General features: G+C 66.7%; 17 protein-coding genes. 10 read left to right on the top strand and 7 right to left on the bottom strand.

Going from position 1 to position 19,036, the window contains the following annotated elements:
* Positions 1-143 precede the first annotated feature (143 nt).
* From VFG17_RS05545 to VFG17_RS05585, 9 genes are all read left to right on the top strand, one after another.
* Positions 144-2,297: a type I secretion system permease/ATPase gene (locus VFG17_RS05545; RefSeq protein ID WP_325028467.1), complete on the top strand. Its 2,154-nt coding sequence runs from the start codon at positions 144-146 to the stop codon at positions 2,295-2,297.
* Entirely contained in the window at positions 2,294-3,688 is a 1,395-nt protein-coding gene (locus tag VFG17_RS05550) for an HlyD family type I secretion periplasmic adaptor subunit (RefSeq protein WP_325028468.1), read from the top strand. Before VFG17_RS05545 ends, VFG17_RS05550 begins: the two co-directional genes overlap by 4 nt.
* A 213-nt stretch (positions 3,689-3,901) precedes the next feature.
* Positions 3,902-4,231, top strand: a complete 330-nt coding sequence (locus tag VFG17_RS05555; protein ID WP_325028469.1) for a metalloregulator ArsR/SmtB family transcription factor — start codon at positions 3,902-3,904, stop codon at positions 4,229-4,231.
* The gene (locus tag VFG17_RS05560; RefSeq protein ID WP_325028470.1) at positions 4,228-4,698 is read left to right on the top strand and encodes an SRPBCC domain-containing protein; all 471 of its coding nucleotides are present in this window, start codon (positions 4,228-4,230) and stop codon (positions 4,696-4,698) included. Before VFG17_RS05555 ends, VFG17_RS05560 begins: the two co-directional genes overlap by 4 nt.
* A gap of 176 nt (positions 4,699-4,874) precedes the next feature.
* Positions 4,875-5,234 (top strand): hypothetical protein, encoded by a 360-nt coding sequence (locus VFG17_RS05565; protein ID WP_325028471.1) that lies wholly within the window; start codon positions 4,875-4,877, stop codon positions 5,232-5,234.
* A 28-nt stretch (positions 5,235-5,262) separates the two neighbouring features.
* The gene (locus tag VFG17_RS05570; RefSeq protein WP_325028472.1) at positions 5,263-6,366 is read left to right on the top strand and encodes an alpha/beta hydrolase family protein; all 1,104 of its coding nucleotides are present in this window, start codon (positions 5,263-5,265) and stop codon (positions 6,364-6,366) included.
* Complete coding sequence (locus VFG17_RS05575) at positions 6,347-7,090, top strand: DUF899 family protein (RefSeq protein WP_325028473.1); 744 nt, start codon at positions 6,347-6,349, stop codon at positions 7,088-7,090. The genes VFG17_RS05570 and VFG17_RS05575 overlap by 20 nt, the downstream gene beginning before the upstream one ends.
* 53 nt (positions 7,091-7,143) lie before the next feature.
* Positions 7,144-7,980, top strand: a complete 837-nt coding sequence (locus VFG17_RS05580; protein WP_325028474.1) for a hypothetical protein — start codon at positions 7,144-7,146, stop codon at positions 7,978-7,980.
* A 53-nt stretch (positions 7,981-8,033) separates the two neighbouring features.
* The gene (locus VFG17_RS05585; protein ID WP_325028475.1) at positions 8,034-8,597 is read left to right on the top strand and encodes a DUF1993 domain-containing protein; all 564 of its coding nucleotides are present in this window, start codon (positions 8,034-8,036) and stop codon (positions 8,595-8,597) included.
* Positions 8,598-8,651: 54 nt separating this feature from the next.
* Here VFG17_RS05585 and VFG17_RS05590 read toward each other — a convergent pair whose 3' ends face one another.
* Positions 8,652-9,557 (bottom strand): LysR substrate-binding domain-containing protein, encoded by a 906-nt coding sequence (locus VFG17_RS05590; RefSeq protein WP_325028476.1) that lies wholly within the window; start codon positions 9,555-9,557, stop codon positions 8,652-8,654.
* Between the two features lie 64 nt (positions 9,558-9,621).
* Between VFG17_RS05590 and VFG17_RS05595 the strand changes: the two genes are divergently transcribed.
* Positions 9,622-11,541, top strand: coding sequence for a TonB-dependent receptor domain-containing protein (locus VFG17_RS05595; RefSeq protein ID WP_325028477.1), 1,920 nt, complete (start codon positions 9,622-9,624; stop codon positions 11,539-11,541).
* Positions 11,542-11,608: 67 nt separating this feature from the next.
* On the opposite strand, the gene VFG17_RS05600 is transcribed toward VFG17_RS05595, so the two are convergent.
* The 6 genes from VFG17_RS05600 to kdpB all read right to left on the bottom strand — a co-directional run bounded on the left by VFG17_RS05600 (position 11,609) and on the right by kdpB (position 19,031).
* The gene (locus tag VFG17_RS05600) at positions 11,609-12,427 is read right to left on the bottom strand and encodes a TorF family putative porin (protein ID WP_325028478.1); all 819 of its coding nucleotides are present in this window, start codon (positions 12,425-12,427) and stop codon (positions 11,609-11,611) included.
* Positions 12,428-12,543: 116 nt separating this feature from the next.
* Positions 12,544-12,873 carry a hypothetical protein gene (locus VFG17_RS05605; RefSeq protein WP_325028479.1) on the bottom strand — a complete coding sequence of 110 codons (330 nt, stop codon included), beginning with the start codon at positions 12,871-12,873 and terminating at the stop codon, positions 12,544-12,546.
* 135 nt (positions 12,874-13,008) lie between these two features.
* Positions 13,009-13,734, bottom strand: a complete 726-nt coding sequence (locus VFG17_RS05610) for a response regulator (RefSeq protein ID WP_325028480.1) — start codon at positions 13,732-13,734, stop codon at positions 13,009-13,011.
* Positions 13,731-16,400, bottom strand: coding sequence for a sensor histidine kinase KdpD (locus tag VFG17_RS05615; RefSeq protein ID WP_325028481.1), 2,670 nt, complete (start codon positions 16,398-16,400; stop codon positions 13,731-13,733). Before VFG17_RS05615 ends, VFG17_RS05610 begins: the two co-directional genes overlap by 4 nt.
* On the bottom strand, positions 16,397-16,987 hold the full coding sequence (gene kdpC / locus VFG17_RS05620; RefSeq protein WP_325028482.1) for a potassium-transporting ATPase subunit KdpC: 591 nt from the start codon (positions 16,985-16,987) through the stop codon (positions 16,397-16,399). Before kdpC ends, VFG17_RS05615 begins: the two co-directional genes overlap by 4 nt.
* A 10-nt stretch (positions 16,988-16,997) precedes the next feature.
* A complete protein-coding gene (gene kdpB / locus VFG17_RS05625; protein ID WP_325028483.1) occupies positions 16,998-19,031 on the bottom strand; it encodes a potassium-transporting ATPase subunit KdpB in 2,034 nt (677 codons plus the stop codon).
* Positions 19,032-19,036 lie beyond the last annotated feature (5 nt).

Below are 19,036 nucleotides of genomic sequence, written 5' to 3' on the forward strand. Positions count from 1 at the left end.
GAATCGCCCCTTTGCTCCGACGACCGGAGGCTCGGCGCCTTCGCTCTCCGGGCTTGGGCCGCTACCAAGGTTCGTGCCGGACGATTCAGCTTGCCGCACCCCGCAGATTGTCAACGCCTCAAGAATCCGATCGGAGACCCACCGTGCAGCAGGACCTGTCCCCCGGGACGTCGCAGCCGCCCGCGGACACCGGGCTCGCCGCCTTCGCCCAGATCCTCGCGATGCATCGCATTGTTGCCGACCCGGCAGAGTTACGCCACGAACTGGGCCATTCCAACCCCGTCACGGCGTCCGACCTGGTGCGCCTCGCAAAGCGCATCGACGGCGTCCGCACCCGCGCCACGACCGGCGATTTCGAACGGTTAAGGCGCCTTCCCATGCCGGTGTTGGCCAGCGGCGCCGAAGGCTGGTTCGTGATCGGCCGCGTCGGCGAGGATGCCGTCGCGGTCCAGCGCCCCGGTGCCGAGATCGAGCGCTGGGACCGCGCCGTCCTCGACGCTCGATGGTCGGGCGAACTGCTCCTCGTCGCCACGCGCGATTCGGCGCAGGTCGCCGCGCCCGCCTTCGACATGACCTGGTTCGTCCCCCAGATCGTCAAATATCGGAAGCTGATCGGCGAAGTGCTGCTGATCACCCTCGCGCTCAACCTGCTCGGCCTCGCCGCGCCGCTCTTCTTCCAGAATGTCGTCGACAAGGTGCTGGCGCATAACAGCCTGGCGACGCTGCAAGTGCTCGCCATTGGCCTCGTGATCGTCTCGCTCTGGGAGGTCGCGTTCGGCTGGCTGCGCACCCGGCTCTATTCGGAAACGAGCCAGAAACTCGACGTCGAGCTGGGCAGCCGGCTCTTCCGCCACCTGCTCCGTCTGCCGCTCGCCTATTTCGAGAATCGCCGCGTCGGCGACACCGTGACCCGCGTCCGCGAGCTGGAGACGGTGCGCGAGTTCATGACCAACGCCTCGCTCACCGTGCTGGTCGATCCGCTGTTCACGATCGTCTTTCTCGTCGCGATGTGGCTCTATTCGCCGCTCCTCTTCGTCATCGTCGCGCTGACGCTCCCCGCCTATGTGATCGTCTCGTTGCTCGTCACCGGACCGCTTCGCCGCCGGCTCGACGAGAAATTCGCGCGCGGCGCCGCGAACAACGCGCTGCTCGTCGAGAGCGTCTCGGGCATGCAGACACTCAAGGCGGCCGCGGTCGAGCCGCAATGGCAGGACCGCTGGGAACGCCAGCTCGCCGCGTACAGCGCCGCCAACCAGCGCGTGATCAACCTCGGCAATTCGGGCAGCCAGGCGGTCCAGCTCATCTCCAAATTGAGCCTCGCCGCGATCCTGTTCTTCGGCGCGCAGCAGGTGATCGCGGGTGCGCTGACGATCGGCGGGCTGGTCGCGTTCAACATGTTCGCGCAGCGCGTCTCGGGCCCGGTCATCCGCATGGCGCAGCTCTGGCAGGACTTCCAGCAGGTCCGCATCTCGGTCGCGCGGATGGGCGACATCCTCAACACCGGCGGGGAACCAGGCGCCGGATCGCGCACCGCGCTACCCGCGCTTGCGGGCCATGTCCGCTTCGAGGCGGTCCGCTTCCGCTACGCCGCCGACGGTCCCTGGACGCTTGACGACATCAGTCTCGACCTCCCCGCCGGCGCCACGCTCGGCATCGCCGGCGCCTCGGGCTCGGGCAAGTCGACGCTCACCAAATTGCTCCAGCGCCTCTATCTGCCCGCCAGCGGACGCGTGCTGATCGACGGCGTCGACATCGCGCAGGTCGATCCCGCATGGCTGCGCCGCCAGATCGGGGTGGTGTTGCAGGAAAATATCCTGTTCAACCGCTCGATCCGCGAGAATATCGCGCTTGCCGATCCCGTCACGCCGATCGAACGGGTGATGACCGCCGCCCGCCTCGCGGGCGCACACGACTTCATCCTCGAACTGCCCCGGGGCTATGACACGATTGTCGAGGAGCGCGGCGTCAACTTCTCGGGCGGCCAGCGCCAGCGCCTCGCGATCGCCCGCGCGCTGATCACCAACCCGCGCATTCTGATCCTCGACGAGGCGACCTCCGCGCTCGATGCCGAAAGCGAGGAGATCGTCCAGCGCAACCTCAAGGCGATCGCCGCCGGCCGCACCGTGCTGATCATCGCGCACCGCCTCTCCGCGATCCGCCAGTGCGACCGCATCCTGACGCTCGACAAGGGGCGCATCGTCGAGAGCGGCTCGCACGACGAGCTGCTCCGCCTCGGCGGCCGCTATGCCGCGCTCCACCACCGCCAGATCGGCGTTCAGGCGGGAGCCGCGGCATGAACGCGATCACGCGTCACTGGACCGCGGTTCGCGACGCGCTCGACAATGAGCGCGCGCGGTCGCGCGGGGTTCTACGTACCGAGGAGGCCGACTTCCTTCCCGCCGCGCTCGAAGTGGTCGAGCGCCCCGTGTCGCCGACCGCGCGGGTCACCGCCTGGCTCTTGCTCGGCCTGCTCGCGGTCGCGCTGCTCTGGCTCGCGCTCGGCCGGGTCGACGTCGTCGCCTCGGCGCCGGGCAAGCTGGTTCCGGCCGACGACGTCAAGCTGATCCAGCCCGGTGCGGCGGGGATCGTCCGCACCATATTGGTCCGCGACGGCCAGACGGTCCGTGCCGGCCAGCCGCTGGTCGAGCTCGATCCCACCGTCTCGGATGCCGACGCGGCGCAAGCCCGCAAGGCGCTCGAGACCGCCGAGCTCGACGCCGCACGGCTGCGCGCCATCCTTTCCGCGCTCGACGGCCAGGGGCTGCGCTTCACCCCGCCCGCCGGAACCTCGCCCGAAGTCGCCGATACCCAGGTCGCGCTCGCCCGCGCCCAGCTCGCCGAGATCCAGGCGGGCAGCCAGACGCGCGCCGCCGACACCCGGGCCGCCCGCGCCAGCCGGGCCGAGGCGCAGATTCAGGCGGTCAAGCTCAGCGAAACCCTTCCCCTGCTCGACGAGCAGATCGCCGCCAACGAAAAACTGCTGGAGAAGGGCTATGTCTCGAAGCTGCGCGTGATCGAGATGCGCCGCCAGCGCATCGCCGCAGCGCGCGACCGCGACGCCGCCCTCGCCACCGCACGCAAGGCAGAAGCGCAGATCGCGGCGGCCGGCGGCAATTTCAGCCAGTCCGCTGCAGAGGCCCGCGCCAGCATCCTCGCCGATCTCGCCCGGGCCGAAAGCGACGCGCGACTGCGGAAGGAGGAACTGACCAAGGCGACGAAGCGCAGCAGCCTCCAGCGCCTCGTCAGCCCGGTCGACGGCACGGTCACGCAGCTCGCTGTCCACACCGTCGGCGGCGTCGTCGAGGCCGCCAAGCCGATCATGGTAATCGTCCCTTCGCGCAGCAAACTGGTCGCCGAAGTGGCGATCGCCAACAAGGATGTCGGCTTCGTCGGCGCCGGCCAGCCGGTCGCGCTCAAGGTCGAGGCCTTTCCCTTCACGCGCTACGGCGCGGTGCCGGGCAAGCTCGAGCATATCAGCTCGGACGCGGTACAGGACGAGAAGCGCGGACTGATCTACACCGCGCGGGTGACGTTGGACCGCGCGACGATCGTGCGCGATGGCAAGGCGATTCCTCTCACCCCCGGCATGGCGGTTACCGCCGACATCCGCACCGGCCGCCGCTCGCTCGCCTCCTATCTGCTGAGCCCGATCGACGAAATCCGCACGACGGCCGCCCGGGAACGTTGACGCATTCTCCCCCCTTTGGAGAGCGATAGCCGGATAACGCCGACGGCGGCTGGACGTGAGCGGTCGGCCCGCTTTGGAAGCGCGGCGATCACTTCAGGAACGGCGCCGGCCGCGAGGCGCGCATAGCGGGAGGATTTCGCTGGACGCGGGTGTCTTTCGGCGCGTCAACCAATTAGCATTTACTAATAGATTAGCTTATGCTAATCAGTGTGCATGATGCAGACCGTCACCGTCGATACCGTGTTACGTGCGCTCGCCGATCCCACCCGGCGCGCGGTGTTCGAGCGACTGGCGCGCTCCGATGAGGTCAATGTGGCTGCGCTGACTCGCGCCAGTGGGGTGACACAGGGCGCGGTCTCGCAGCATTTGAAGGCGCTCAAGCAAGCCGGGCTCGTCGTCGAGCGCCCTGAGGGTCGGAATGTCTATTACCGTGCACGGCCCGAAGGCCTCAGCCCGCTGTTCGACTGGCTCGCCCATTATGATTCCTTCTGGCGGGACAGCTTCGCCGGTCTGCGCGCGCTCTTGCAGGAGATCGACCCATGAACGACGGCGCAGCGCCGGCGAATACCCGGGAAATCGTCGTCGACGAGGTCTTCCCCCATGCACCCGAGACAATCTGGAAGACGCTGACCTCGGGAGAGCTGATGGGGCGCTGGCTGGGCATGGCGCCGGCCGGCTTCGCGCCTGTGGTCGGCAAGTGCTTCACCTATCGGACGACGGCGGCCGGCAAGTGGGACGGCACCATCCAATGCGAGGTCCTGGAGGTGATCCCGAACGAGCGTTTCGTCTATTCCTGGCGCGGCGGGCATGAGGAGAATGTCGGCTACGGCACGCCGCTCGACACGATCGTCACCTTCACGCTCGAACCTGCCGACGGCGGCACGCGCCTGCGCCTTGTCCATTCGGGCTTCGTGCTGCCGCGAAACGACAGCGCCTATCGCAACATGAGCGGCGGCTGGTCGCAGGTCGTTCCGCAGATCGGCGCGATCAGCGGCGAACCGGATATATGAAGTCATCGGATGCGGCCGAACCGACAACCGCAATAATGTCTCGTGCAACGATGCGCATGTGCGTCCCGCACACACATCCTGAGCGGCCTATGCACGGAACCAAGACCGCCTCATCAGGTAGTATGATCCGAAAGCCGTGCCGCGATCGCAGATGAGAAAAGCCGGAGAGACCCAAAGTGAAAATGGAGAAAATCTACCCCTCATTGCTCGTCGCCGATCTCGCAGCGACCGAGCGCTGGTATACGAGCCTGTTCGGCCGCGGGCCCGATCACCGGCCAATGCCCACGTTGCTGCACTGGGAATTGTTCGACGAAGGCGGGCTCATGCTTTCGACGAGTGACGAGATTGCCAGCCGGGGTTCGGTCTTCCTTTACATTACGGATCTGGCGGCGGAGCGCCGCCGGCTCGAAAGCGCCGGGATCGCGCTCGGCGAAGACATTGCGGGCGATTATTCGACCCTGGCGCAAGTGCGCGACCCCGACGGCAATCTGGTGACGCTGGCGACGCCGCCCTCGCGCGCCTTCCCATCGGCATAATAGAGGCGGGCGCGAAGGAGGCGCCGAGATGCGGATCAGAAGAGATGGGATGATTTGGGCGGCGATTGCGTTGCTCGCCGCCGCGCCGCCGTCGCTCGCCTGGGCGCAATCACCCTGGTCGGTTCCATCCGACCTCTCGGTCGAACAACGGACCATCATTTTCGGGAATCGCGGAGCGACGCTGTCGGGAACGCTGTATCTGCCGCGCGAAAAACGGCCCCGTGGGGCGGTCATCGCCCTTCACGGCGCGCAGGTGCCGCTGCGTAGCGATCCGCTGTATCGGCATTTGATCGACATCCTGCCGCGCCTCGGCTGGGGCCTCTTCATCTATGACCGGCGCGGCTCGGGTGAATCGACCAGCGGGGGGGCCGCTCCCGGCAATTTCGAGCTGCTGGCCGAAGACGCGGTCGCCGCATTCGCCCGGCTCAGGCGCGAACCGGGGCTGGACCCTGATCGGATCGGCTTTTGGGGTTTGTCGCAGGGCGGGTGGCTGACGATGCTCGCCGCGGCGAAGGAGCAGCGCGCCGCATTCGCCGTCGCGGTCTCCGCCCCGATGGCGGCGGCCGATGTGCAAATGAACTTCGCTGTGGCCAACATCCTTCGCATTCGCGGTCAACCGCAGTCGGTTATCGACCGCGCAGTGCGCGCCCGCACCGCCGTCGACGACTATGCCCGCGGGCTACGGTCGCGATCCGAAGCCGATGCGGCCGAAGCCGACGTCGCCGGCGAGCCCTGGTACGATCAGCTGTGGTTGAAAGGGAATATCGACGATCCGGAATGGCCGCGACAGATTCGCGCGGACCCGCTGCGCTCGCTCAGGGGATCGCGCGTCCCGACATTGCTCATCTTCGGGCAATCCGATCCGTGGGTGCCGGTCGGCGCGTCGCTCGCCGCGCTGCGATCGAGCGCGGCCGAACTTTCGCAAGTCACGGTAAAGATAATCGACGGAGCCGATCACGCCATGATGCTCGGCATTCCGCCCCTGCAACAGGTCGATACCGGCTTCGCCACGCGGGCCGCGCCGAACGCGCCGGCCTATTTCGCGCTGCTGGGCGCGTGGCTGCAATCCATGAACCCGGGCGACAAGGCCACGGAAAAGTCTGGAGAGAAAGATGCACATATCGGAAAGTGAATCCGCCACGCCACAGGTCGCGGACCGCGCGGCGTTTCAGGCCGAACTCGACGAATTGCGCCTGCGCGAAAAGGCGCACATGCGCGCCGGCGACGAAATTGCCGCGACGCGGCGGCGGCTGCCGATGGTGGCGGTCGACGGGGCCGCGCCGCTGATCGGCAAGGACGGCCCCACGACGCTGCTCGACGCGTTCGAGGGCCGGCGAATGCTGATCGCCTATTATTATATGTGGTTCGCCGACCGGCCCGCGGAAAGGCAATGCCAGGGATGCAGCTGGTTCACCTCGCAGGTGCGCGAGCTCAGCTACATCCATTCGCGCGATGTGACCTACGCGACCTTCTGCCAAGGACCATATGAAGAGAGCGTCCGGTATCGCGATTTCATGGGGTGGGACGTGCCATGGTATTCGGTGACGGAGGGGCTCGACACCCTGCTGGCCGGCCGCGAGGCCGGCAGCATGTACCTCATCTGCTACCTGCGCCGCGGATCCGATGTCTTTGAGACCTATTGGACGACGCGCCGCGGGGTCGAGGCGATGGACAATAGCTACCGGCTGCTCGACCTCACCGTCTATGGGCGACAGGAGGAGCAGGAAATTTCACCCCCCGGCTGGCCGCAAGGCTGGGGAGAAAATGAGAAGGTGCACCCCTTCCGCAGCGACGGGCGTCCCATCGCCCAATGGCAGCGCCTCGAAGCCGGCTTTTCGGACGACCTCGGCAACTGATCCCTACGGGACCCGCACCGCCAGACCGCGCGCGGGCAAGCAAGGAGCCAGCAATGATGAAATGGCATCTAAAGGCGGCCTGTATGGCGTCGCTGATCCTCACGGCCTGTTCATCCGAACAGCCGGGCACCGGCGGCGACCAGCCAAAACCCGCGCAATCGAAGGCGCGGGCTGGCGCGACGGTCGATTCCTTCCATTTGCCCCGCGACCTCGAGATTCAGTTGGCGGAGAGCGCGCTGCCGAAGCATCTGCAAGAGGGCGCGACGATCTATGTGCTGAACCCGCGCAAGGGCTTTGAAATCGCGCGCGCGGGGGGCAACGGTTTTCACGCCTTTCTCGCCCGAACCGGCGACGATGCGTTTCGCGGGGACTGGCCGTTCACCGCGTACCGGAACGACATCATCTATCCGATCGCGTTCGACGAGGTCGGATCGAAGGCCAATATGCGCGTGTTCTTCGACGCGGCAGAGCTTCAGGCGAAGGGCACGCCGCCCGCCGACCTCAAGAAGCTGATCAAAGCGCGCTATGCGTCCGGCCATTACAAGGCGCCCGATCGCGGCGGCGTGTCCTACATGCTCTCCCCGATCCTGCGGACCTATATCGATCCCGAGAGGTCGGGAGAGGTCGAGACGTCGACCAACCCGCATATCATGCACTATGCGCCGAACGTCTCGAACCAGGCGCTTGGCGGCGTGAAGCCGGGCATCAATCCGCTGACCTTCGTCATCCAGGAGGGGCCGCACGGATTTGCCGTCCAGCATCTGGGCGAAAAGGAAATGGCCGCGATCAAGACGCAATATGCGCCGATGCTGGAACGGCTTTGCGGCCTGAACCCGCTGTGGTGCCTTCCCGCGGATAATGGGCAGGAATCCGCGGCTGGCGGGTCATAGGCCCATAAACTCACGGGATATTGCCGGCCACTTCCCGAAAGCTATAGTGCGCCATGACCATTTCGCTCTTCGACCTGAGTGTGCCCACCTTTCTGCAAACGCTGCGCGCGGTATCGGGCTGGCTCGACCGTGCGGTCCGACATGGCACGGAAACCGGCACCAATCCGGACGACTTCGTCGGCGCCCGTCTCTGCCCCGACATGGCCCCCCTGCATTTCCAGATCGAAGCGCTGAAGAATCATGCGGTTTGGGGACTGAACGCGGCGAAGACCGGCGCGTTCGCTCCACCCCCGCTCGTCGGCGAAATGCCGTTCACCGAGCTGCAATCGACGGTCGTCCAGGCGATAGCCGCGCTGGAAGCGCTCACCCCCGACGAGGTCAACAGCTGGTCCGGCAGGAACCTCGACATCGAGCTTTTCCGGCCACTGGATGAAGAAAATGCTTCCACGTCGAGCTGGGCGCCCCGGACCTTCGCTTTAACGCCCGAAATCCTCCTCCTCACCTACTCGCTGCCCAACTTCTATTTCCACGCGGTAACCGCCTACGATATCCTGCGCACGCAGGGCGTCCCGATCGGAAAGGGTGATTACGAGGGCCGGTTGCGTACGAGGCTGTAGCCTCGGTCGCTTCCCCGCGGCGAAGAGGAGCTGCCCTGCGGTAACGCAGCGAGATTACGCCGATTTGCCAGAACCATCCTCGTTTGCGAGCGCCAGAATCCGGTCGCGCAGGGCGAGGACGGCCTGACGCGTTTCTCCCGCACGCACGCAGACGAAGTGGCTCGCGGGATTGTCCATGGCCTCCGCCGTGATCGTCGTCAGCCGGCCGTCGATCAGCCAGTCGGCCGCGAGGGGCTGGCGAATGAGCGCGACGCCCAGTCCCGCCTCGGCCGCGGCGAGGACGGTATCATAATCCTCGAAACGACGATCCTGCCAGCGCGGCCGGTACGATACCCCTGCCCTGCTCAGAAAAGCCCGCCACTGAGACGTATCGGAGTCGTGCAGCAGCGGCCATTGCAGCAGTTCGTCGATCGCGGGCGCGGCGCTCATCCGGCCTCGCAGTTCGGGTGAGGCGGCCGGCGTGAGCGATTCCTCGACGATCTGCCGCGCGTCGACGCCGACCCAGGTGCCACGCCCATAGCGGATCACCACCTCGGCTTCGCGGCTGTCGAGGTCGATCATCCGGTGGTCGAGCGACAGGTCGATATGCGTATCGTTTCGCTCGATGGAAGGGAGGCGGCGCAGCAGCCAGAGCCGCGCGAAGGACGGGACGACCGACATCCGGACCGTCTGGCGACCGCGCCGCGGCCGCCATTGCTCGGCGCTGTGCGACAATCTGCCAAGGCTCTGCCGGGCGTCCCTCACGAAGCGGAGCCCCGCCGGGGTGAGCCGGACGCCCCTGCCATGCCGTTCGAAGAGCGAGGCCCCCAGCCAATGTTCGAGCGCCGCGATCCGGCGACTGACCGAGCCATGGGTAAGCCCAAGTTTCCCCGCCGCCGCGCTGAATGATCCTTCCTCCGCCGCGGCGAGCATCGCGGTCAGGCCATCGAGCGGCGGGAGATCGTATGAGCTGTGCGCCATACACACATCATCGCAGCGACCCTTGCGCGATGTCAAGCATCATTCATCGTGTGACCTTAGGCGAATGTCACGATTCAAGACCATAGCCGGTATCGCCGCTTCGCTTGCCGCCTTTCCGGCCCACGCCCCGGCGTTCGCTCAGCGGGCGGACGACAATGCGATCGCCGACGCCGAGGATGCGTTCGGTTCCAACGACGGCGGCGAAACCCTCGGCATCTACAACCCGAACTCGGTGCGCGGCTTTTCGCCGATCGATGCCGGCAATGTGCGGCTCGAAGGCCTCTATTTCGACCGCCAGGGCGATTTTTCGCCCCGGCTTGTCGAAGGCAACAGGATCAGGGTTGGGCCCTCGGCGGTCAGCTATGCCTTTCCGGCGCCATCGGGCGTCGTCGACTATCGCCTTCGCTCGCCCGGCGAAAATGCGATGCTGAGCGGGGTGATCCAGGCCAATAGCTGGGGCGGCGCCTTGGTCGAGATCGACGCCGCACTGCCGATAAGCGACGCGCTGAGTGTCGGCGGCGGCGCGAGCTTCAGCCGGAGCGAATATCCGTCGGGCAACAACGCCGACATCACCAACCTCGCCGCGATCGCGCACTGGCGGCCGGCACCGGGAACCGATCTAAAGCTGTTCGGAAGCCGCACGCGTATCACCGACGAGGATATCTATCCGATCATCCTGGGCAACGGCGCGGAGACGCCGGGCCGCCTGAAGCGGCGACGGTTCCTCGGTCAGCCGTGGGCGGATGTCGAGACCGAACGCTACACCTTCGGTGCGATTGCCCGCACGAGCATCGCCGGCTTTGCGGTGCGTGCCGGGTTGTTCCGGTCGGACAACGAGGTGCGCGAGGGACATAATATCTTCCTGCACGCCGCCCCTTTGGGGACGCCGGCCGACCGCATCGTCAGCGCCTATCCGGGCCGGGCCGGCGTTTCGACAAGCGGCGAGCTGGGCGTCGCGCGCAGCTTCTCCACCGGCGCCTTCGAACATCGCGTCCAGTTGGTCGCGCGCGGGCGCGCCCAGGACCGGCGGTATGGCGGCTCGATCCGGCGCTCGCTGGGGTCCACACCGTTCGGAGAAGCCGATTATGTCGCGAGGCCGGACTTCGATTTCGCGGCGCAATCGAGCGACCGCGTCCGGCAATGGTCGATCGGCCTCGACTATCAGGTTCGGGTACAACGTCTCGGGCAGTTCAGCATCGGCGCGCAGAAGGTCGACTATAGCAAAAGGGTGACCACGCCGAACGGACCCGCACCCGAATCGCGCGATAAGCCATGGCTGATCAACGCGACCGCCACGGTCGATCTCGCTCCGGCGATATCGCTCTATGCTTCTTTCACGCGCGGACTGGAGGAGAGCGATGTGGCGCCGGAAACCGCGGCGAACCGCGACGAGGCGCCGCCGGCGATCCGGACGCGGCAAATCGATGCCGGCGCGAAGCTGCGCGCGGCGGGAATGACGCTGATCGCGGGCCTATTCGATATCGAGCGGCCCTATTTCGGTGTCGATGGAAGCAATATCTTCCGGCGCTTGGGCGTGGTGCGGCACAGCGGCATGGAGGCGTCGCTGAGCGGTTCGCCGATGCCGGGATTGACGCTGGTTGCGGGCGGATCGCTTATTCGCGCGCGCGTCAAGGGGGACGAAGTGGCGTCGGGTGCGATCGGCAACCGGCCGATCGATGTGCCGTCGCGGAAGATCATCGCCAGCGTCGATTGGCGGCCACCATCTTCGCCTACGTCGGTCGACGCCACCGTCGAGCACGTCGGACCGAACACCGCCGACAGGCTCAACCTTGTCGATGTTTCGCCCTATACAACGATCAATATCGGGCTGCGCCATCGTTTCACGATCGGCCGATCGGCCGCCGTCTTTCGTGTCCAGGCCACGAACCTGTTCGACGCCTATGGCTGGGAAGTGGCGGGCGATAACGCTTTTGTCTATATCCAGCCGCGTCAGCTCATGGCCAGATTGACGGTGGACCTATAGCGCCTGCCTGCGGCTTCGCCCGAAACCCTTCGGGAAGGGCCCGGCCGGTCGGCCGAGCCCCGACCGATCAGAAGGCGGCGGTCATCGACGCGACGATGGTCGCATCGGCAATCGAACCCGTGCCGCCCGGCCCCTTGCTGAAGTTGGGCTGGAGACGTGCGGCTTCAGCCCCGCCGATGTCGGTGTCGACGTAGGACAAACCCAAGGTCAGGTTGCGCCATGTCGTATCGACCCCGAGCGACCAGTCCCAATATCGGCCCGTCGGCGCGACGCTCGTGCCGTTAGGGCCGAGCCCCGGGTTGCCGTCCGAATAGCCGATATGCGCCTTCGCGGTGAACGGCGTGCCCGCGATCGCGACCGCGCCATCGCCCCAAAGGTAGAGATTATCCTCGCTTTGCCCGCGGCTGCCCGGCGCATTCGATACGTTGGCGAGCGCGTGCTGCTTCGGCGCATAGGCGACGCCGACGGTCAAGGTCGCGGGACCGGTCGTACCCGTCAGCTTCCCATAAGGCTCCGCAAAGTCGGATTCGTCGGCCCCGCCCGGATACATATACCAGACTAGCCCGGCATCGAGCGTCGCCGTCGCCGAGATCGGCAGCTTGTAGCCGCCGATCAGGTCGAGCTCCATGTTGGCGCCGCCGAAACTGCCCCAGCCGGCCAGATTGGACGCCCAGACGCCGGCATAGAGACCGCTCTCGTGCGATAGGGTGAGACCGCCCTGCACCGCCATTTCCTTGTCCGATTGCGATACGCCGCGGAAGCGATAGTCCGACGCGATCGTCGCCGAACCCGACAACGTGACCGCCTTGCCCCCCTCTTCCTGCGCGAATGCGGCGGCAGGCGACAGGCCCGCCAGGAGGGCGGCGGGTATGATGATGCTTTTCATATTGTCCTCTTGATCGGGCCGTCGCCGCAGTGGCGAGGGCTAGCGAGGCATCCCAACTAGATCGGCACCGCGTAGGAAATCGAGAGTGGCAAAGCGCCGATCGCATAGATTTTTTGCTATGCGCTTGCGCCATGCTCGGAGCGCGAAGGCGGTCCATCGAAAGCTCCAGCCGCCTCGCGTCCGGGCGGCGGCAAACGCCGCCATCGCTCCGAAATCTCGACCGTTTCCCAAAGCGCCGGACCGACGAACAGCAACGCGCTGCCCGCGCTCGCGCAGAGAAAGAGGATCGCCGAGAGCCAGAGCATCGGCGAAGTCGCGTCGCGCGGCGAAATCGTCTGCGACATATGATGGAGCCTGACCGCCAGCACCCAGGCCGCGGCGAGAAGCGCCAGACCTGTGGCGCGCAGGCCGACATTGGCAGCAGCGCTTTCATGCCATTTCGTCATTCGATCCTCCATCGGGAGGCCGCTCAATTACGCACGGCCGCATAGGAAATCGAGATCTGGAAAGGCGGATAGGCGTTGAGATCGCATAGGATTGGCGACTGGGCCGCGGCGTCTCTCAGAATGTTTGCATATGTTTCAGCGCGGCGGTTCGCCATCCTCCGCCAACGCGTCGTTGCCGGGCCGCAGCCGATAGCCGATGCCGAGCTCGTTGCAGATGATCCGCGGCTGCTGCGGATCGGTTTCGAGCTTCTGGCGCAGGGTTCGCACGAGCACCCTCAGATATTCGACATGATGTTCATACTCGTGCGGCCAGACCTCCGCCATGATCTGCTTGTGTGTGATCACCCGCCCCGGAAATTTCGCGAGCTGGGCGAGCACACCATATTCCTTCGGGGTCAGATGAACCTCCCTCCCCGCCTTCGTCACGGTGCGCGCCACGAGGTCGATCGTCACATCCTCGACGGCGAGCGCCAGCATGCCCCCGTCGCGGGTCAACCGGTTGCGCAGCGCGACGCGAACGCGCGCAAGCAGCTCATCGGTATCGAAGGGTTTGGTGAGATAGTCGTCGGCGCCGAGGTCGAGCGCGGCGACCTTTTGGTCGGTCGCGTCGCGCGCCGACACGACGATCAGCGTCGTGTCGGACTGCTGTTTGAACAGCGGCACCAGTTCGAGCCCGTCGCGATCCGGAAGCCCGAGATCGAGCAAGGTGATGTCGGGACGCTCGGCGCGAAGCTGCTCCAATGCCGCGCGCGCGGTCTCGGCTTCGACGATCGCATAGTCGTTCCGCGCCAGCGCCGCATGGATAAGGCGCCGGATATGGAGTTCGTCGTCGACGACCAGGACCTTGTGACGCACCTTCATGGGTTTTCCTTGTCGCTCATCGGCGCGATGATCAGCGCGCCCGGTATCTGGATCGTGAAGCGGGCGCCGTGCGGCTGCTCGTTATTGCCCGCCTCGACGGCGAGCCCCATCGCTTCGGCAAAGCCCTTGACGATGGCGAGCCCGAGGCCGGTGCCATGCTTGGCGCGGTCGCTGCCTTCGAGCCGGGTGAAGGTTTCGAACACCCGTTTTTCGTTCCCCGGTGCGATGCCCGGTCCTTCGTCGATGACCGACAGAAGGATCGCATCGGACGTGCGCTGCGTCCGGATGATGATCGGCGTGCCGGGATCGGCATAGCGCCCGGCATTGTCGAGCAGGTTGATGAGGCAATGGTGCAGCAGCACCGGATCGACGCGGACAAGCGGGATATTGGACGGAATGTCGACCTTCACCTCGTGCCCGGCAAGCGAGGCGCGTGTGTCGTGCGCGGCGCTCGCGGCGGCGTCGAACAGGTCGGTCGCCTCGGCCTTCATCGGCAGCGCGCCGGCCTCGACGCGCACCATGTCGAGCAGGTTCGACACGAAGCGGTTGAGCCGCCGGGCCTCGGCTTCGACCGTTTCGGCGAGCGCCGGCGAGGGTTGGCGCCGCATTTCCTGCGCCGCCGAGAGGATCGTCGTCAGCGGCGTTCGAAGGTCGTGGCTGACCGATGAGAGCAGCGCCGATCGCAGCCGGTCGCGATCGTCGATCTGCCGCGCGCGCAGCGACGCTTCCTCGAGTTCCATCCGGTCGAGCGCGATCGAAGCCTGGTCGAGCAGGCTCATCAGCAGCGGCACCTGATCCGAGCGGACGGGCTCGCGGGCATCGTCGCGGGTCAGCCCGAGCACGCCGAGCACGCCGCGCGTCGTGCGGAGCGGATGGAACAGCCAGTCCGACGCGGTCAGCGTCGACGACCCCCGCCCGGCCGGCTGGTCATTGTCCATCGCCCATTGCGCCGCGGCGCGCTCGATCTGCTCGAGCCGGTCCTCGGGCGGCACCGCGGCGCGCAGCATCGGTCCGTCGGGCGAAGGCAGGAGAAGCGCAGCACGGACGTCGAGCAGCCGGCCGACCTCGGCACAGATCGCGTGCATCAACGCATCCTGATCGGGCGCAACGGTGAGCTGGCGCGAGAAGCTCGCGAGCGCGGCATTCTGGCGCGCGCTCGACTGCGCCAGATCGGCCTGCGCGCGCACGCGTGCGGCAAACTGGCTGGTGACCACGGCAACGCCGAGCAACACCAATATGCTGACGACATTTTCGGGATTGTTGACGGTGAGCGTGCCGGTCGGCGGCAGGAAGAAGAAATTATAGGCAAGGCTCGATGCGAGCCCCGCAAACAGCCCGGCGCGCAGACCAAAGGTCGCCGCGGCGAACATCACCGGGATCAGATAGAGCAGCGCGATATTACCGAGATCGAGCGCGGCGCGGAGCAGACGGCCGAGCGCGGTCATCGCCGCGACCATCGCCAACGCCCATATATAATCGGCCGGCTCGCCCCACCGTCCCGCCGCGCCGATGCCGCTTCGCCGCACCGTGCGCGCGTCGGGCTCGCCGGGCAGGACGTGCACCGCCACATCGTCGATCGTCCGCACGAGCTGGTCGACGACCGAGCCGTGGCGCATCTCGAACCACCAGGGGCGCGCCGACTTGCCGATGACGATCTGGGTGGCCCGCGCCTCGCGCGCGAAGGCGTGCAGGCCTTCGACGACGCTCGCCGCGGGCACTGTCGCGGTCGACGCGCCGAGCCGCGACGCCAGCGCCAACGTATCGGCGAGCTGCCGGCGATCCTCGTCGGACATGCTCTTGCTGCGCCGCGTCTCGATATGGACCGCGCTCCACGGCGCCTTCAGCGCATCGGCGAGCCTCTTGCCCGCGCGCACAAGTTCGGCGGCGACGGGGAGCTCGCTCACCGCGACGACGATGCGTTCGCCGACCGCGAAGCTGCCCGCGAGCGCGTGGCTGCGCACATGATCGAGCATCTGCGCGTCGACCGCCTGCGCCGCATGGCGGAGCGCAAGCTCGCGCAGCGCGGTGAGGTTCGACTTGGAAAAGAAATGGGTGAGCGCGCGCGTCGCTTCCTGCGGGATATAGACTTTCCCCTCGCGCAGCCGCTCGATCAGCTCGTCGGGCGGGATGTCGACAACCTCGATCTCGGCATTTTCGAGGATCGAGTCGGGCACCGTCTCGCGAACGCGGACGCGCGTGAACGAAGCGACGACGTCGTTGAGGCTTTCGACATGCTGGATGTTGAGCGTCGAATAGACGTCGATGCCCGCGTCGAGCAGTTCCTCGACATCCTGATAGCGCTTCGGATGCCGGCTTCCGGGCGCGTTGTTGTGCGCAAGCTCGTCGACGAGGACGAGCTGCGGCCGCCGTTCGAGGATCGCGTCGATATCCATTTCGCCGAGGCTGTGGCCCTGATGGTCGACATGGCGGCGCGGAATGACTTCATGCCCTTCGACGAGCGCCCCGGTCTCGCGCCGGCCGTGCGTTTCGACCACACCGACGACGACATCGACCCCGGCCTCGCGGCGATGGCGACCGTCGGTGAGCATTTCCCACGTCTTTCCGACCCCCGGCGCCGCCCCCAGAAAGACCTTGAGACGGCCGCGACCCTCCTGCGCGGCCTGGCGCAGAAAGGTCTCGGGCGATGGTCGGTCGGCTTCGGTCACGCGGCGGGTTTAGCTCCAAAACTATCCAGACGTCGATTGAGCTTGAACACATTGACACGCGGCTCGCCAAGAAAGCCCAGCATCGGGCCCTCGACGCTCCGCTCGACGAGCCCCCGCACCGCCGCCGAATCCAGCCCGCGCGCCCGGGCGACGCGGTCGACCTGATAATAGGCCGCCTCGGGCGTAATGTCGGGGTCGAGACCCGACCCCGAGGTCGTGACGAGATCGGCGGGGATGGCCTTGCCGGACTCCGCCGCCTTCATCTTTTCAGTATCGCTTTTCACCCGGTCGGCCAGCGCCCGCGAGGTCGGGCCGAGGTTCGAGCCCGACGATGCGCGCCCGTCATATCCGTCACCCGCCGCCGACGGGCGCGTGTTGAAATAGCGTTCCGCGGCGAAAGCCTGGCCGACGACCGTCGAGCCGACCACCTGGCCGTTGTCGCGGACGAGGCTGCCGTTCGCCTGGGCCGGGAAGAGCGCCTGCCCGATACCGGTGAGAGCCAGCGGATAAGCGAGCCCCAGCAGGGCTGCGAACAACAATGTCATGACAAGCGCCGGACGCAGCGCGCTGATAAGATCCTTGTTCATTACGGTCTCCTCAGACCAGACCCAGGCCGTCGATGGCGAGGTCGATGAGTTTGATGCTCACAAAGGGCGCGACGAGGCCGCCAAGCCCGTAGACGGCAAGATTGCGCGCCAGCAGCGGCCCCGCCCCCATCGGACGATAGGTCACGCCCCTCAGCGCAAGCGGCACGAGCAGCGGGATGATCAGCGCATTGAAGATGATCGCCGAGAGGATCGCGCTTTCGGGCGTCGCGAGCCCCATGACGTTGAGCACGCCGAGCCCCGGATAGAGCGCGACGAACATCGCCGGGATGATCGCGAAATATTTGGCGACGTCGTTGGCGACCGAAAAGGTCGTGAGCGCACCGCGCGTCATCAACAGCTGCTTGCCGAGCCCGACCACCTCGATCAGCTTGGTCGGATCGCTGTCGAGGTCGACCATATTGCCCGCCTCGCGCGCCGCCTGCGTGCCCGTGTTCATCGCCACGCCGACGTCGGCCTGCGCGAGCGCGGGCGCGTCGTTGGTACCGTCGCCGCACATCGCGACGAGCCGCCCGCCCTCTTGCTCCTTGCGGATCAGTTCGAGCTTGTCCTCGGGCGTCGCCTGCGCGAGGAAATCGTCGACCCCCGCCTCGGCGGCGATCGCCGAAGCGGTGAGCGGGTTGTCGCCGGTGATCATCACCGTGCGGATGCCCATCGCGCGCAATTCGCCGAAACGCTCGCGGATCCCCGCCTTGACGATATCCTTGAGGAAGATCGCGCCGAGTAGCTCGCCGTCCTTCGCCACCGCGAGCGGCGTGCCGCCGGCGCGGGCGATCTCGTCGGTGATGCGGCGAAGCTCGGTCGCGGCGGCGGTCGTGCCCGCGCCCGGGTTGGCGCGCAGGATCGAGTCGACCGCGCCCTTCTGGATCACGCTGTCGCCGATCCGGATGCCAGAGATGCGGGTCTGCGCGGTGAAGGCGATGATCTCGGCACCCGCGGTCAGCTCCGCCGTGCGGCCGAAGCTCTCGCGCGCCAGCACGACGATCGAGCGCCCCTCGGGGGTTTCATCGGCAAGGCTCGCGAGCAGTGCCGCCTCGGCGAGCTGCGCCGCCGAATGGCCGCCGACGGCACGGAATTCGGTCGCCTGCCGGTCGCCGACGGTGATCGTGCCGGTCTTGTCGAGCAGCAGCACATCGACGTCGCCCGCCGCCTCGACCGCGCGGCCCGACTTGGCGAGGACGTTGAAGCGCACGAGCCGGTCCATGCCCGCGATGCCGATCGCCGAAAGCAAGGCCGCGATCGTCGTCGGGATCAACGTGATCAGCAGCGCCGCGAGGATCGCGACGGGGATCGAACCGCCCGCATAGGAAGCGAAGCCCGGAATCGTGCCGACCGCGATCAGGAAGATGATCGTCAGCCCGACGAGCAGCAATGTCAGCGCGATCTCGTTCGGTGTCTTCTGCCGCTCGGCGCCTTCGACGAGCGCGATCATGCGGTCGAGGAAACCCTGCCCCGGCCCCACCGTCACCTGAACGCGGATTTCGTCCGAGATGACGCGCGTGCCCGCGGTGACCGCGCTGCGGTCGCCGCCCGCCTCGCGGATCACCGGCGCGCTTTCGCCCGTGATCGCGGCTTCGTTGACCGACGCGACGCCCGCAACGACCTCGCCGTCGGAGGGGATGAGATCGCCGGTTTCGACGAGCACGATGTCGCCGACCCTCAGCGCGCTCGCAGGCACGTTTTCATAAGCCTTGCCTTCGCCCTTCAGGCGCTTGGCGGTCAGTTCGGCTTTGGTGGCGCGCAGCGATGCCGCCTGCGCCTTGCCGCGTCCTTCGGCGAGCGCCTCGGCAAAGGTGCCGAACAGCACCGTCAGCCACAGCCAGATGACGAGCTGGAGCTTGAAGCCGGTCGCGAGACCGTCCTGCCCGACCACAAGCAGGATGGTCAGCAGCGCGGCGACGACCGCGGTCGTGAACATCACCGGGTTGCGGATCAGCTCCCTGGGATGGAGTTTGCGAAAGGCATCGCCGATCGCGGGGACGATCAGATCCGCCGTGAACAGCGACCTGGTTTCAGACCGAGCCATATGCG

This window comes from Sphingopyxis sp. (genome assembly GCF_035686825.1).
GTDB lineage: Bacteria > Pseudomonadota > Alphaproteobacteria > Sphingomonadales > Sphingomonadaceae > Sphingopyxis.

What these genes read in the sequence shown, in the direction of transcription:
- kdpB (WP_325028483.1), bottom strand. Translation starts at nt 19,031, where the DNA reads ATGGCTCGGTCTGAAACCAGGTCGCTGTTCACGGCGGATCTGATCGTC.
- VFG17_RS05550 (WP_325028468.1), top strand. Translation starts at nt 2,294, where the DNA reads ATGAACGCGATCACGCGTCACTGGACCGCGGTTCGCGACGCGCTCGAC.
- VFG17_RS05610 (WP_325028480.1), bottom strand. Translation starts at nt 13,734, where the DNA reads ATGAAGGTGCGTCACAAGGTCCTGGTCGTCGACGACGAACTCCATATC.
- VFG17_RS05555 (WP_325028469.1), top strand. Translation starts at nt 3,902, where the DNA reads ATGATGCAGACCGTCACCGTCGATACCGTGTTACGTGCGCTCGCCGAT.
- VFG17_RS05575 (WP_325028473.1), top strand. Translation starts at nt 6,347, where the DNA reads ATGCACATATCGGAAAGTGAATCCGCCACGCCACAGGTCGCGGACCGC.
- VFG17_RS05600 (WP_325028478.1), bottom strand. Translation starts at nt 12,427, where the DNA reads ATGAAAAGCATCATCATACCCGCCGCCCTCCTGGCGGGCCTGTCGCCT.
- VFG17_RS05580 (WP_325028474.1), top strand. Translation starts at nt 7,144, where the DNA reads ATGATGAAATGGCATCTAAAGGCGGCCTGTATGGCGTCGCTGATCCTC.
- VFG17_RS05560 (WP_325028470.1), top strand. Translation starts at nt 4,228, where the DNA reads ATGAACGACGGCGCAGCGCCGGCGAATACCCGGGAAATCGTCGTCGAC.
- VFG17_RS05605 (WP_325028479.1), bottom strand. Translation starts at nt 12,873, where the DNA reads ATGACGAAATGGCATGAAAGCGCTGCTGCCAATGTCGGCCTGCGCGCC.
- kdpC (WP_325028482.1), bottom strand. Translation starts at nt 16,987, where the DNA reads ATGAACAAGGATCTTATCAGCGCGCTGCGTCCGGCGCTTGTCATGACA.
- VFG17_RS05595 (WP_325028477.1), top strand. Translation starts at nt 9,622, where the DNA reads ATGTCACGATTCAAGACCATAGCCGGTATCGCCGCTTCGCTTGCCGCC.
- VFG17_RS05570 (WP_325028472.1), top strand. Translation starts at nt 5,263, where the DNA reads ATGCGGATCAGAAGAGATGGGATGATTTGGGCGGCGATTGCGTTGCTC.
- VFG17_RS05590 (WP_325028476.1), bottom strand. Translation starts at nt 9,557, where the DNA reads ATGGCGCACAGCTCATACGATCTCCCGCCGCTCGATGGCCTGACCGCG.
- VFG17_RS05585 (WP_325028475.1), top strand. Translation starts at nt 8,034, where the DNA reads ATGACCATTTCGCTCTTCGACCTGAGTGTGCCCACCTTTCTGCAAACG.